Here is a 13,557-nt window from a genome sequence, read left to right on the forward strand (position 1 = left end):
GCATCAGTGACCGGCGAAAGCGCTGCGAGATGACGGTGCGGCTGCGCCGATGCGCTCGTATGTGAGCGTGATCCGCTCCCGGTACAGGCCGTCGATCACGACGTTCTGAACGCGCGTCAGCTGGTCGCCGGTACGGACCACTTCCTCGACGATCTCCGGATCGTCGCCGCGCGCAACCGAGTCCCACGCCGGTCCGTCGTGCGTGAGGAGGTAGTCGCGACCGCCGTGGGTGGTGAGACAACCGTGGAATGCGACGCCCAGCTCTACCAGCACGCCCTCGTCGTCGAAGAAGTCGACCGCATTCGTCGACGTGCCGTCGGACACCTCGAAGAACGACCCGTCCGGTCGGATCGTGAGCTCGATGCGCGCCGTGATCGGTGTGGGGCCGTCCCCGGACGTCCGGCGCACGGCCGCGTCCGGATCGTCGCGACCGTCCAGCCACGCGGTGAAGTCTGCCTGCTCGTCGGTCTCGACCTCCACATGCCGCCCGTGCGTCAAACGCCACACGCCGGCGAGGTCTTGTCGCATGGCGCCGGCGTGACGTGTCGGCGCGGTCTCTCGAATCTCCAGTCTGTCGATCGTCATGGCGACCGGGGCGTCGTCGGTTCCGTCGGCGACCACCGACAGGTCTCGCGTCACCCGCGGCCGATCGTCGGCGACGATGAAGCGCTCACCGGTCGACGACTCGCGCACGATGCAGCCCAGCAGGTGGCGATGCTCGATGTGGACGGGGTGCCACGCCGCGTCCACAACGACCGTCTCGCCGAACAGAAGTGCTTGTGCCTCTTCGTGTTCCGGGCCGACGAAGTGCCCGTGGAAAAGGGCTTGGGCGCCGGTGAACGTGCGCACCGAAATGCTCGACGACGCCCGTTCGGCCACCAGGGCGATCACCGCGTCGGCAACGTTCAACGACTCGTAGGCGCGGTCGATGACGGCGTCGACGATCGCGGGCACGCCGCGGTTGGGGCCCCGCGTATCGGCCCCGACGCGCAGCGTCACGGTGCCCGACGTCTGGTTTCTCGCTCGCACGGACGTGATCAGCGCGCGATCCCACTGCGGCTCGTCACCGATCTGCGCCAAGGCGCGCTCCTCGTCGCCGTACCGGCGGATATCCCACCTCGACACCGGCCACGGGGCGAACACGGCTGCGGCCAATTCTTCGGATTCGATGGGCGACAACGGGAATTCGGTCACTGTCAGAACAGTAGTCGCTACTGTCGAAACCATGCGCTTTGGACTCTTCGTACCGCAGGGGTGGCGACTCGACCTCACCGGCGTCGCCCCCGCCGACCAGTGGACGACGATGTCGGCCCTCGCTTCGCGCGCCGACGCGGGGCCGTGGGACTCGATCTGGGTCTACGACCATTTCCACACCGTCCCGATGCCCACCGACGAAGCCTGTCACGAGGCATGGACGCTGATGTCGGCCTTCGCGGCGACCACCTCGCGGGTGAAACTCGGTCAGATGTGCACCGCGATCAGCTACCGCAATCCGATGTACCTCGCCAAGGTCGCGGCCACCTGCGACCTCATCTCGGGCGGGCGGGTGCAGATGGGGATCGGCGCCGGCTGGTATGAACACGAGTGGCGCGCATATGGATACGGCTTCCCGTCGGCGGGTGAGCGGCTGGTGCGACTCGACGAGGGCGTGCAGATCATGCGGCAGGCGTGGACCGTCGGCCGCGCCACGTTCACCGGCAAGCACTACACCGTCGACGACGCCATCTGCGCACCGCGGCCCAGCGCGGGCGACATTCCGCTGTGGATCGCCGGCGGCGGTGAGAAGAAGACCCTGCGGATCGCCGCACGGTATGCCGACTACACCAACTTCGACGGCACGCCCGCGGGATTCGCGCACAAATCCGCTGTGCTGCAACAACATTGCGCCGAACTGGGCCGCGACTACGCCGCCATCACCCGCTCGTCGAACTACAACGTCGTGATCGCGCCGACCGAAGCGGAAGTCGAGGCGAAGCTCGCCGCCCTCGAAGAACTGACCGCGAAGTTCGTCCACCCCAAGGCCGCCGAAGCGTCGATGGCCGCCTACCGGGGCATGCCCGGTGTCGGGACTCCCGAGCAGGTCATCGAGAATCTGACGGGCCTGGCAGACCTCGGCATGGACTACGCGATCTGCTATGTCCCCGACGCCGGGCGCGACACCGAGACCTTGGATCTCTTGGAACAGAAGGTGATTCCGGCGCTGAGCTGACGGGACTCTATAGCCGCGCCAGTCGGCGCGCGCCCTCGATCAGCGATTCGTCGTTCTTCGCGAACGCGAACCGGACCAGATGCCGCCACGGCTGTGGATCGTCGACGAAGGCGCTGATGGGCACCGCGGCCACGCCGATCTTCGCGGGCAGTTCCCGGCACAGCGTCGCGGCGTCGTCGTAGCCGAGGGGCCGCGGGTCCGCGCACACGAAATACGTTGCCTCGCTGCGATGTACGACGAACCCCGCCTCGGCGAGCGCACCTGAGATCAGATCGCGTTTGCGTTGCAACGATGCAGCCGACTCGGCGACCCAGTCCATTTCGTGGTTCAGTGCGTGCGCGACGGCGGGCTGGAAGGGTCCGCTGCCGACGAATGACATGAACTGTTTGGCCGACCGCGCACCGACGACGAGTTCCGGCGGTCCGGACAGCCAGCCGACCTTCCAGCCGGTGCAATTGAAAGTCTTTGCGGCACTGGAGATTCGCACCGTCCGCTCGCGCATGCCGGGGAGCGTGGCGATCGACGTGTGAGTCCGGCCGTCGAACAGCAGATGTTCGTACACCTCGTCGGCGATGACGATCACATCGTGCTCGATGCAGAGATCGGCGATGGCCTGCAGGTCGTCGGTCCCCAGCACCGTGCCGGTCGGGTTGTGTGGCGAATTCACAATGATCGCAGTGGTTTTCGGGCCGAAGGCCTCGGCGAGGCGGGTGCGGTCGAGGCGGAAGCCGTCGCCGTCGGCGACCATGGGCACGGTGCGTCGAACCGCGCCGGCCATGGCGACGGTGGCGGCGTACGAGTCGTAATACGGCTCGATCAACACGACTTCGGATCCGGGCTCGACGAGCCCGACCACCGCTCCCGCGATCGCCTCGGTGGCGCCGACGGTGATGAGGACCTCGGTGTCGGGATCGTAGTGAAGGCCGTAGTGGCGGGCCTGGTGCGCGGCGACGGCGGTGCGCAGTTCGGGAACGCCGAGCCCCGGCGGGTACTGGTTGCGGCCGCCGTTGATCGCGGCGCAGGCGGCGTCGAGCATGCTCGACGGGCCGTCGGCGTCGGGAAATCCCTGACCGAGATTGATGGCCTGATGTTTGACCGCCAGCGCCGACATCTCGGCGAAGATGGTCTCTCCGAACGGTTTCAGTCGGCTGACAGTCATGGAGTCACCGTACACATGGCGGGTGGTGCGGCAGATTCGCGCTGGTAGATGAGCAGTGCTAAGCATAAATCGGCTGAATGACGCACGGGTAAAAACCTGCACGCGCAAGCATTGGCATGCCACACTTTCGCCTATGATGACTTCTCGTTCAATTGCTATTCGTGCGCTCGTGGGTGCTGCCGCACTAGCCACCGTATTCTTCGCGGGCGGCTGTAGTTTCTCCGTCGGCAGTTCCGATTCGGTCACCAAACCCGATGATGCCGCGCCCGGCACATGCGTGTCACTGAGCGGAACCGACGCCAAGAATATGACGGTGAAGAAGGTGTCCTGTGACGGCGGCACCGAGTTGACGTTCTATTCGGCGGGGACCATCGCGAAGACCGGAAAGTGTGCAACCGCCGATTACACGACCCTGTCATTTCCCGATACCGACACCCAATTGTGCATGGCGCTGAACATGGCGCAGGGCAGTTGCTACCAGATCAATCCGAACGACATCGCCGACTATCGTCGAATCGATTGCGGCACCGCGGGAAAGGCCGGTACCAGTGTGTACAAGGTGGCCAGTCGCACCGACGGCACGGCGAGCTGCACGACAGGTCAACAGGCCGTCGATTACACCCAGCCCAAGGCGATCGGCTACTGCCTGGAGGCGGCGGGCTGAGCCGACCGCGAGCCGGGCGGGTTCGTGTCGTGAGCGGGTAGGGGAGCGGCGGAGGCGTTGGCGATGACAATGGATCCAGGTGAACAGTTCGCGGGCTATCGAATCGTCCGGCAATTGGGTTCGGGCGGAATGGGCGAGGTGTACCTGGTTGAGAACGGCCTGCTGAAGCGCCAGGAGGCGCTCAAGGTCGTGCGCGGGGCGTCCATCGATCCGAACTTCGTCGCCCGTTTCACCAACGAAGCGCGGATGGTGGCCGCGCTGGATCATCCGGCGATCGTGACGATTTTCGCCTACGGCGTGGAAGAGGGGATTCCCTGGTTCACGATGTCCTATGTGGCGGGCGGTGATCTCACCGAAGAGAAGTTGCGTGCCGCCGAGGTCTCCACGGTTCTCGGGCAAGTAGCGGGCGCCCTCGATTACGCTCACTCGCATTCGGTGGTGCACCGTGACATCAAGCCCGCCAACATCGTGGTGCGCCGCGGTGCGGACGGAGTGATCGATCGAGCCATCCTGCTCGACTTCGGCATCGCCAAAGCCGCCGACAGCGCCAAGCTGACGGCCACGGCGTCGTTCATCGGCTCGGCGGCCTACATGGCACCCGAAGTCATCCGGGGCGGTACCGCCGACGCATTGTCGGATCAATATTCGTTGGCGTGCAGTGCCTTCGAGGTCTTGGCGGGTCGTCAACCGTTCGCCGCGGTCGACGTCGCGGGAATGTTGATGGCCCATCTCTCCGCCAACGTGCCCAGCGTTGCGCGCCGTGATCCGTCGCTCGCGGCCCTCGATCCGGTATTCGACCGCGCCCTGGCGAAGGATCCGGCCCGCCGCTACCGGACCTGCGTGGAGTTCGCCACCGCGTTCGCCGCCGCGGTGAACGGACCGACCCCGCCCGCGCCGGCGCCCCCCGCACCGACACCCACGGCACCGGCGACTGCCGGCCCGGGGGAGTCGGTGACCGCGGCGGTACGCCGACCGGATGCGGTCACCCGACAGATCAACGTCGCACGGACGCGGCCGCAGCGTCCGCCGCAGAATCAGCAGCAGCGTCGACCGCCGAGTCCCGCGCCGAACCCGACGGCCCGTCTGCAACCTGGACCGCCACCGCGGAATCCGTTGCCGCCCAACACATCACAGTCCTTCTCCGGGACGCCCGATCAGCGCCCCACCACGCAGCTGCCGACCGCGCCGGTACCGGCCGCGTCGCCGCGACGTCGACGGACGCTGATGGTCGCCGTGGCGGTGACCGCGATCGTCGTGATCGGGATTGTGACCGCGGTGGTCGTGTTCGTCATGAGCCCGGACACGCCCAGCACCGTCGCCGGGTCGTCGTCGACGACGACGTCGTCGGTGGCGCCGTCGACGACCGTCGAGCAGTCCAGCACCGCGTACACTCCCACGACCGTCGCCGGGCGCACGCTGACCGAGGCCGCGAGTGCGATAGCGGGAACGTGTCTGACGCTGCGCGGCGCCAACGCCAACTCGATGACGGCCGTCACGGTGTCATGCGACGGCAGCGACGACATGTCGTTCATATCGGCGGGGCTCGCGTCGGCCGCGGGTACCTGCACCAACGACAATTACATCGTCATGAGATTCCCGGGTTTCGCGGACAAACTCTGCATGGCACCCAATATGCAGCAGGGCCGGTGCTACCAGATCAATCCAGACAACATCGTCGAGTATGGCCTCGTCGGGTGCGACACCCAGGCCGCTGCGGGAGCGACTATCTATCGGGTGGCCCAACGTGTGAACGGCACCGCGAAATGCACCGTCGGATCACCGGTGAACTTCGACCAGCCGAGCCCGCTCGGGTATTGTCTGGTGCCGCAGCGAGCACGGCCGACTAGCTGATGTCGTCTTAGACTCGATCGAGACAGGGCATGATGGAGGCTGTTGCTATGACACTGATTCCGGGTGCGGAGTTCGCGGGTTACCGAATCGTCCGTCAGCTGGGCACCGGCGGAATGGGTGAGGTGTACCTCGTCGAGAACCCGCAGCTCGGGCGCCGTGAGGCCCTCAAGATTGTGCGAACTGGATCGACCGATCAGCACTTCTACGACCGCTTCAACAACGAGGCCCGGATGGCCGCTGCGCTCGATCACCCCGCCATCGTCACGATCTTCGCTCACGGGGTGGAGCAGGGGACACCGTGGTTCACCATGTCCTACGTCGAGGGCGGCGATCTCACCCGCGAGAACCTCGGGCCCACCGGGGTGGCGTCGGTCGTCACTCAGGTCGCCGGGGCACTCGACTACGCGCACGCCCGCGGTGTGGTCCACCGCGACATCAAGCCGGCCAACATCGTGGTGCGACGAGCGCCGGACGGGACGATCGATCGCACCATTCTGTTGGATTTCGGTATCGCCAAATCCGCGGACAGCGCGCAACTCACCGCCACCGCGTCGTTCATCGGGTCGGTGGCCTATACGGCGCCGGAGGTACTCTCGGGCGGCGCGGCGACGCCGCTGTCGGATCAGTATTCGTTGGCGTGCACCGCATTCGAATTGCTGACCGGTCGTACCCCGTACGTGTCGAACAACGTCGGCGGGGTGTTGATGGCGCATCTGTCCGGCGAAATTCCAGCCGTCTCATCGATCGACCGCTCGCTGGTTCCGCTCGATCCGGTATTCCAGCGGGCACTCGCCAAGGACCCCGGTCAGCGGTTCCGCTCCTGCGGCGAGTTCGCCGCCGCGTTGGGCGCGGCATTGTCCGGGTGGGGTGCGGCGGCCACTCGCTACCCGACCGGTCCGGCGGCACCGGCGCCGCCCTATCCTCCGCAGACCAATCAGCAGTCGGCGTATTCCGGTCCTGGGCAGCCGCCGTACATACCGGTCACCGCGCAGCTGACCAGCTATCCGCCCAACACGACCTACCCGCCGGGTCCGACATATCCGCCGGGCGCGATGTCGGGGCCGCGGCCGCCCGCGCCGGCCAAGAGCAGGACGGGACTGATCGTCGCGATCACGGTCATCGCCGTTCTCGTCATCGCGGGTCTGGCGATCGCTGCCGTACTCACGCTCGGCAACAAGTCGTCGACGACGACCGCGGACTCCAGCACCACCGAAACCACAACGAGCGCAACGACATCCGACACCACTGAGACGACGGAGACGACGGAGACGACAACGTCGGAGACGACCACGTCGACGTCGGATTCGGTGCCCGCCGGGCAGCAGGTGACCAGTCCCGGTCAGGCGCCCGCCGGGGCATGCGTCAAGCTAAGCGGAACGTCCGCCGACAGCATCACGGTGACCACTGCCTCGTGTTCGGGCAGCGCCGAACTGACCTTCATCTCGGCCGGCACGGTGGCGGCGTCGGCGAGCTGCGCCACCGTCAACTATTCGTACGTCACCTTCTCCGGCGCGGGCAAACTGTGCCTGGTCCCGAATATGACGCAGGACAACTGCTACCAGATCAATCCGAACAACATCGTCGACTATTCGCTGGTCGGTTGTACCGCGACACCCGCGAGCGGCGCGACGATCTACCAGGTGACCGCCCGCGTCACCGGAACCGCGACGTGCAGTGCGACCGAGGTCGCCGTCAACTACGACCTCCCCAGCAGCCTCGGCTATTGTCTGAAGGCGCAGAACTGAGGGGTGGGTAAGGCGCTCGTTGAGGTGACCGCGAGGCGCTAGCGCGCCGTACTGAGCGAGGCGCTAGCCGAGTCGAAGTGACGAGCGTGTCGAAACCATGGCGAGACAATGGATTTCGGTGAGTCTGGGCTGACCGGGACTGCGACATCAGGTGAACTGTCGAATGCACACTTGCTGGGCGCAGGACTGGAGATGATCACCACGATTGGAACGCGAGATGACCGGTCGCGCGAAATCTGTTCTGTCACCGTGGTTTCGACACGGGCCTTCGCTAACGCTTCGGCCCGGCTCAACCAGCGGAGATACAGGCTTTCGGCCGGCTCAACCTGAATTCACCGACGGTAGGCCCCATCTGCTGGTTGAGCCGCGAGGAGCGCTAGCGACGAGCGTGTCGAAACCTCTGTACCACAATGCATTTGATGGCAGCGTACTTGTCGAACTGTGATGGAATCGAACATCGAGGCGTGTGCACCCATAGGGTGCGCACGCGACACTTGCCGGGTGACATCGCGATATTGGCGCGGACCGTCGAAAGTCGTTGTGGCTGAGAGGTTTCGACACGGACTCGGCTAGCGCCTCGTCCGGCTCAACCAGCAGAGCGGCGCTTCGGCCGGTGGATCCAGGCTCAGCCAAGGCTCAACCTAGGCTCAACCAGCGGAGATACAGGCTTTCGGCCAGGCCCAACCAGCGGATGGGCCTGCCCCTGCTAGGCCTGTTCGCCGATCGTCGGCCCCAGCAGGTCGTCGGCGTCGGTGATCCGATAGGCGTAGCCCTGCTCGGCGAGAAATCGCTGCCGGTGCGCGGCGTAGTCGGCGTCGAGCGTGTCACGGGACACCACCGAGTAGAAGTGGGCCTGTCCGCCATCGCGTTTCGGCCGCAGCAGGCGGCCGAGGCGCTGTGCCTCCTCCTGCCGCGAACCGAATGTGCCCGACACCTGAACCGCCACCGACGCCTCGGGAAGGTCGATGGAGAAGTTCGCGACCTTCGACACGACGAGCGTCTGGATCTCGCCGGAGCGGAACCGATCGAACAGTACCTCGCGTTCCCGATTCTTCGTCGCACCCTGAATCACGGGCGCTCCCAACGCTTCACCGAGTTCTTCGAGCTGATCGAGGTAGGCGCCGATGACGAGGGTCGGGGCGTCGCGATGCCGGTCGAGAATGGCCTTCACGACATTGACCTTGGTGTGCGCCGTCGAGCAGAGCTTGTACTTCTCCTCCGGTTCGGCCACCGCGTATTGCAGGCGTTCGTCGTCGGTGAGGGTCACCCGTACCTCGATGCACTCGGCCGGCGCGATCCACCCCTGCGCCTCGATGTCCTTCCACGGTGCGTCGTATCGTTTGGGGCCGATGAGGCTGAACACGTCCCCCTCGCGGCCGTCCTCCCGGACGAGCGTCGCGGTGAGGCCGAGCCGGCGCCGGGACTGCAGGTCGGCGGTCATCCGGAAGACCGGTGCGGGCAGCAGGTGCACCTCGTCGTAGATGATCAGGCCCCAGTCACGGGAATCGAACAGGTCGAGATTCTTGTACTCGCCCTTGGACTTTCGCGTCATCACCTGATAGGTCGCGATGGTGACCGGACGAATCTCCTTGCGCTCGCCGGAATATTCGCCGATCTCGTCCTCGGTCAGCGTGGTGCGCGCGACCAGCTCACGCTTCCACTGTCGGCCGGCGACGGTATTCGTCACCAGGATCAGCGTCGTCGCCTGCGCCTGCGCCATTGCGGCCGCCCCGACCATGGTTTTACCTGCGCCACAAGGCAATACGACGACACCGGAGCCGCCCGCCCAGAACGACTCGGCAGCCAAGGCCTGGTAGTCGCGCAGGTGCCAGTCTCCCTGTTCCAGGGCGATCGGATGCGCCTCGCCGTCGACGTAACCGGCGAGATCTTCGGCCGGCCACCCGACCTTGAGCAGCACCTGCTTGAGTCGCCCGCGCTCGGACGGGTGCACGACGACGGTGTCGTCGTCGAGTCGTTCACCCAGCATCGGGGCGACCTTCTTGTTGCGCAGGATCTCCTCGAGCACCGCGCGGTCGAGGCTCACCAGCGTCAATCCGTGTGCCGGGTGCTTCACCAGTTGCAACCGGCCGAAGCGGCCCATCGTGTCGACGACGTCCATCAGCAGCGGCTGGGGCACCGCATAGCGCGAGAAGGTCACCAGTGCGTCGACCACCTGTTCGGCGTCGTGCCCAGCGGCCCGCGCGTTCCACAGCGCCAGCGGGGTCACCCGATAGGTGTGTACGTGTTCGGGTGCGCGTTCGAGTTCGGCGAACGGGGCGATCGCGGCTCGGGCGGCGCCGGCGTCGGGATGATCGACTTCCAGCAGTAGGGTCTTGTCCGATTGCACGATCAGGGGTCCATCAGTCACTCGATCCATTGTCCAGATCGGGGGCGCGCGACGCCACTGGGTGTCCTCGTGGAGTGTCGCCTCGGCCGGATCCGTTCGCTGTTGCGAGTCTTTGGTGTTGAGATTGTGGTGGGCGTCGCCGGCTGATGAGCGGTCGGCGTTGAGTGGAAACTGCCTTGTTCAGCGGCGGGGGTGGTTGGTTGGCGTGGTGTGTCGGCTGGGAGAAAATCGTCCGAATAGTGGGTCACCGAGGGCATTTTGCCCTTGCTGACCAGCAGTTTTCCTGTTTTTCCGGCGTGCCGGGCCGGATGAGTAGTCGCTGTGATCCGAGACTGTCTGCTCAGGAGCGGCGGGGTGCATGTTCCCGGCGTCGGTGACGGGGGACAGTGTAATCGGCCACCTGGGGACGCAGCATTGCAGGTGTTACTGGATTGTCGCCCTATTTGTGCGGTCCGTCGACGCTGTCTGTTCGCGACGTCGGCTGCCGCAGCGATCATCCGCGTCGACCCAGACCGAGACCGCTGAGGCCGCGGCACAGCCGTCGACTCCTCTGATCCAGGATCAACCAGCTCAGCCGACCACACACCCACACTTGAAGAGTTGTATGACCGGCGCGTTCCTCTGCTGGTTGAGCTGGACGAGCGCCGTGCTGAGCGAGGCGCTAGCCGAGTCGAAGTAGCGCTAGCCGAGTCCGTGTCGAAACCTCTCAGCCACAACGACTTTCGACGGTCCGCGCCAATATCGGCGATGACACTCGGCAAGTGAGGCGTGTGCACCCTGCGGATGCACACGCCTCGATGTTCGATTCCGTCACAGTTCGACACGTACGCTATCATCAAATGCATTGTGGTACAGGGGTTTCGACACGCTCGTCACTTCGACTCGGCTAGCGCCTCGCTCAGTACGGCGCGCTTGCGCTCCTCGCGGCTCAACCAGCAGACGGAGTGGCCCCGACCGGTGAAACCAGGTTGAGCGAGCGGAGCGAGTCGAAACCCCCACCCGGCCGGACAGTGGCGAAACAAGCAACGCCACAGTGGTTTCGACTCGGCTTCGCCTCGCTCAACCACCAGGATGCGGCGAAGCAGGGTGCGCGCAAGATATCCACACTATTAAAGGCGACACCCACGACTTCCGCTGAAACTTGAGGACGCGCCCACTCACCCGAGCGCAGCCCGAACCGACTCAACCCCCACGTGAGTGGTCGCCACCTCACACCGGGAATCAATCATCTACTTCCTGCCTCGTCCTACTTCGCGTCCAGCAGTTCGATGCTGGTCACCCGGTGCAACGAGAAATGCTGCTCCTCGTCGGTCGCAACGTCGGCGGCGACGAGCTGCCCAGCGCCGAGCAGGCGGGGCCGCACGACGTGGCGGCTCGCACCGCCGTGCGCGTCGACGTAGTCGATCCGCAGCTGCCTGCCGGTCCGCAGCGCGAGCTGAATCAGCGCGACGGCGGACTCTCCACTGCCGCTCGCGCGGACCGGGGACGCGTTCGACGACGATGTGCGCGGCGTCTGCGCGGCACGGTCGGCCGAGCGGATCCTCGACACGATCTGTTTGAGCTGCGACGCGGTCGGGGCGGGACGTCGCGGATCGGTGTGACGCGGCGCGCGGGCATCCCGGATGCGGCTGCCCTGAGGCCGCAGATCGACGAGCGCACCCGACGAATCCTCGCCGGCCGGTGTGAAGCCGGCTGACCGCAACGCGTCGATGACGTCGCGTACCTGGGCTCCCGACACCGCGACCGTCGGCGCGAGGGCACGCAGTGCGAGCACCTCGGCGGCATTGCTGCGCAGCACCTCGGCCATCGTCGCGGTGTCCTCGCAGCGGACGAACGCCGACGCGATGCCGACGCGCAGGCTGCCGTGGCGGCGCGCGACGTCCTCGATCAGATAGGTCAGCGCTTGCGGAACCGGAGTCGACGAGTGCGCGGTGAACATCGCGATCAACTCCGCACCGCTGCGTCCGGCGTCGAGCGCGCGCCGAACGGTGGCCTCGGTGACGCGGTACACCGACGCCGCACCACCTGACTCGAGGTCGGCGACCAGCTCGACCTGGTCGGCGAGATCGTGGGTCATCGGGCCCGGCACGATCAGCGTCAGGTCGGCCTGGGTGAGGAAGTGATCGACGGGCTTGGGCAAGGACACGTCGATCGCCGACGAGATCGCCGCATCGGACTCCGCGGGCGGGGCCAGGATCGCCGCGCGCCCGACGCTGCTCAGCGCATTGTGCGCGACGAGCCCCAATTCCGTTGCTTCCCTGATGTTTTCGGTGATCAGGGCGCGGGTGAACTGGCGGAGGCGGCGAGGATGGCGCCACAGCAGGTACGACGTGAGGTCGTCGATCGATACGCTCGCGCCGGGGGGTGCCTCGCTGAGCGCGGTCAGAATCGTCGTGCGCAGGGCAGGGGCTTGGCCGTCGTACAGCTCGGTCGACAATGCCGCCAGGGCGTTGCCGTCGCGGTCGGGCTGGCCGACCAGCCAGGCCCGGCGCGGCATGCGCATCCAGGTCGCCAGCAGTGCCTGCCACTGCCGTTCGGTGCTCTGGCGCAGCCAACCGTCGGCGGCATGTGTTGGCGCCCAAGCGAAGTCGTCGACGCCCTCGGCTGGGGGATCGGGCAGCCCGGCGTCGATGAGTCGCAGGTAGCCGAGCAACTCGATGATCAGGCCGACCCGCGTCAGCGACAGTCCGGACGCCTTGGCGAGTCGACGCAGTTCCCGGATCCCGAGCGCGCCCGAGCGCAACACGGCGGCCGGGGTCTCGCCGAGCAGATGCAGCATCAGCGTCGCGTGCCGAATCAGTTCCAGCGCTTCGCCACCCGCGGCGGCGTCGACGTCGGCAAGGGTGAACCGTGACTCCGCGCCGCTGCTCAGCGACGGCCGACGCAGATCGTCGAGGCGCATCAGCGGCTCGCCGCGCAGGATCTGCCGGACGATCGGTTCGATCTCGACCGTCTGATCGTCGATGCGCGCGAGCATCCCGTTCGCGAGCAGGGTCGGTACCGGCAGTGTCGGGTCGGCGTCGGGGGCGGCGTCGCGACTGCGGCCCAGCGCCGGGCCCTGCGAGAGCGTGGTCAGCAACGCGGTCTGCTGTTCGGTCAGTCGCCCGAGTTCTACCCGCCATTCGTCAGGGCTGCGCGACGCCGTCGGTGCGGTGATGTGTTTGCCCCGCCACGGCAATGCCGACGGTGCGTGTCCGGGCGCGACGAGGCGTCGTGCCCGCGTCCACAACAGTGCTCGTTCGCTCAGCAGCGCGATCCGCTCGGCGATGTCGGCGGCGTCGGCCCGCCCGGCGAGCAGCTTGGTCACCGCGGCGGGAGTCGGCGGCTTGTCCGCGGTCGCGACGACGTCGAGGACTGCGACGGCGAGCAGATCCAGCGCGTCGCCCGCCAGTGTGATCGACGCCGACGACGTCGCGCGTTGAGCCAGGACATTGCTGCCCTGCGGCGGGGGCGAGGCGAGGTCGGGGCGGGCCGCGAGAAGTGCCGCAAGAGCATCGTCGGACCGCCCGGCGAGTTCGGCCGCGAGCCCCTTGGACGTCATCGGATCACCGTCGCGGGCCGCTTCGCGCTCATTCGATCAAC

Annotated in this window: 8 protein-coding genes; 4 read left to right on the plus strand and 4 right to left on the minus strand. The window is 66.5% G+C overall.

Annotated elements, in window-relative coordinates:
• Nucleotides 1-3: 3 nt before the first annotated feature.
• Nucleotides 4-1,194, minus strand: coding sequence for a hypothetical protein (locus HH308_RS09935; RefSeq protein ID WP_170194035.1), 1,191 nt, complete (start codon nt 1,192-1,194; stop codon nt 4-6).
• Nucleotides 1,195-1,225: 31 nt separating this feature from the next.
• On the opposite strand from HH308_RS09935, the gene HH308_RS09940 reads away from it, so the two are divergent.
• Nucleotides 1,226-2,209 (plus strand): LLM class F420-dependent oxidoreductase, encoded by a 984-nt coding sequence (locus HH308_RS09940; RefSeq protein WP_170194036.1) that lies wholly within the window; start codon nt 1,226-1,228, stop codon nt 2,207-2,209.
• A gap of 7 nt (nt 2,210-2,216) precedes the next feature.
• Here the strand turns inward: HH308_RS09940 and HH308_RS09945 are convergent, their stop codons facing one another.
• The gene (locus HH308_RS09945; protein ID WP_170194037.1) at nt 2,217-3,368 is read right to left on the minus strand and encodes a pyridoxal phosphate-dependent aminotransferase; all 1,152 of its coding nucleotides are present in this window, start codon (nt 3,366-3,368) and stop codon (nt 2,217-2,219) included.
• Between the two features lie 169 nt (nt 3,369-3,537).
• Here HH308_RS09945 and HH308_RS09950 point away from each other — a divergent pair, with 169 nt between their 5' ends.
• From HH308_RS09950 to HH308_RS09960, 3 genes are all read left to right on the plus strand, one after another.
• Nucleotides 3,538-4,032 carry a hypothetical protein gene (locus HH308_RS09950; RefSeq protein ID WP_170194038.1) on the plus strand — a complete coding sequence of 165 codons (495 nt, stop codon included), beginning with the start codon at nt 3,538-3,540 and terminating at the stop codon, nt 4,030-4,032.
• A 63-nt stretch (nt 4,033-4,095) separates the two neighbouring features.
• Nucleotides 4,096-5,883: a serine/threonine-protein kinase gene (locus HH308_RS09955; protein ID WP_170194039.1), complete on the plus strand. Its 1,788-nt coding sequence runs from the start codon at nt 4,096-4,098 to the stop codon at nt 5,881-5,883.
• Between the two features lie 47 nt (nt 5,884-5,930).
• The gene (locus HH308_RS09960; RefSeq protein WP_170194040.1) at nt 5,931-7,628 is read left to right on the plus strand and encodes a serine/threonine-protein kinase; all 1,698 of its coding nucleotides are present in this window, start codon (nt 5,931-5,933) and stop codon (nt 7,626-7,628) included.
• A gap of 706 nt (nt 7,629-8,334) precedes the next feature.
• On the opposite strand, the gene HH308_RS09965 is transcribed toward HH308_RS09960, so the two are convergent.
• On the minus strand, nt 8,335-9,996 hold the full coding sequence (locus tag HH308_RS09965) for a DNA repair helicase XPB (protein ID WP_376767205.1): 1,662 nt from the start codon (nt 9,994-9,996) through the stop codon (nt 8,335-8,337).
• A 1,225-nt stretch (nt 9,997-11,221) separates the two neighbouring features.
• The gene (locus HH308_RS09970) at nt 11,222-13,516 is read right to left on the minus strand and encodes a helicase-associated domain-containing protein (protein ID WP_170194042.1); all 2,295 of its coding nucleotides are present in this window, start codon (nt 13,514-13,516) and stop codon (nt 11,222-11,224) included.
• Between the last annotated feature and the right edge of the window lie 41 nt (nt 13,517-13,557).

Origin of the sequence: Gordonia asplenii (assembly GCF_012933505.1) — a bacterium.
GTDB classification, from domain to species: Bacteria; Actinomycetota; Actinomycetes; order Mycobacteriales; family Mycobacteriaceae; genus Gordonia; species Gordonia asplenii.

What these genes read in the sequence shown, in the direction of transcription:
- HH308_RS09955 (WP_170194039.1), top strand. Translation starts at nt 4,096, where the DNA reads ATGACAATGGATCCAGGTGAACAGTTCGCGGGCTATCGAATCGTCCGG.
- HH308_RS09945 (WP_170194037.1), bottom strand. Translation starts at nt 3,368, where the DNA reads ATGACTGTCAGCCGACTGAAACCGTTCGGAGAGACCATCTTCGCCGAG.
- HH308_RS09970 (WP_170194042.1), bottom strand. Translation starts at nt 13,516, where the DNA reads ATGACGTCCAAGGGGCTCGCGGCCGAACTCGCCGGGCGGTCCGACGAT.
- HH308_RS09960 (WP_170194040.1), top strand. Translation starts at nt 5,931, where the DNA reads ATGACACTGATTCCGGGTGCGGAGTTCGCGGGTTACCGAATCGTCCGT.
- HH308_RS09940 (WP_170194036.1), top strand. Translation starts at nt 1,226, where the DNA reads ATGCGCTTTGGACTCTTCGTACCGCAGGGGTGGCGACTCGACCTCACC.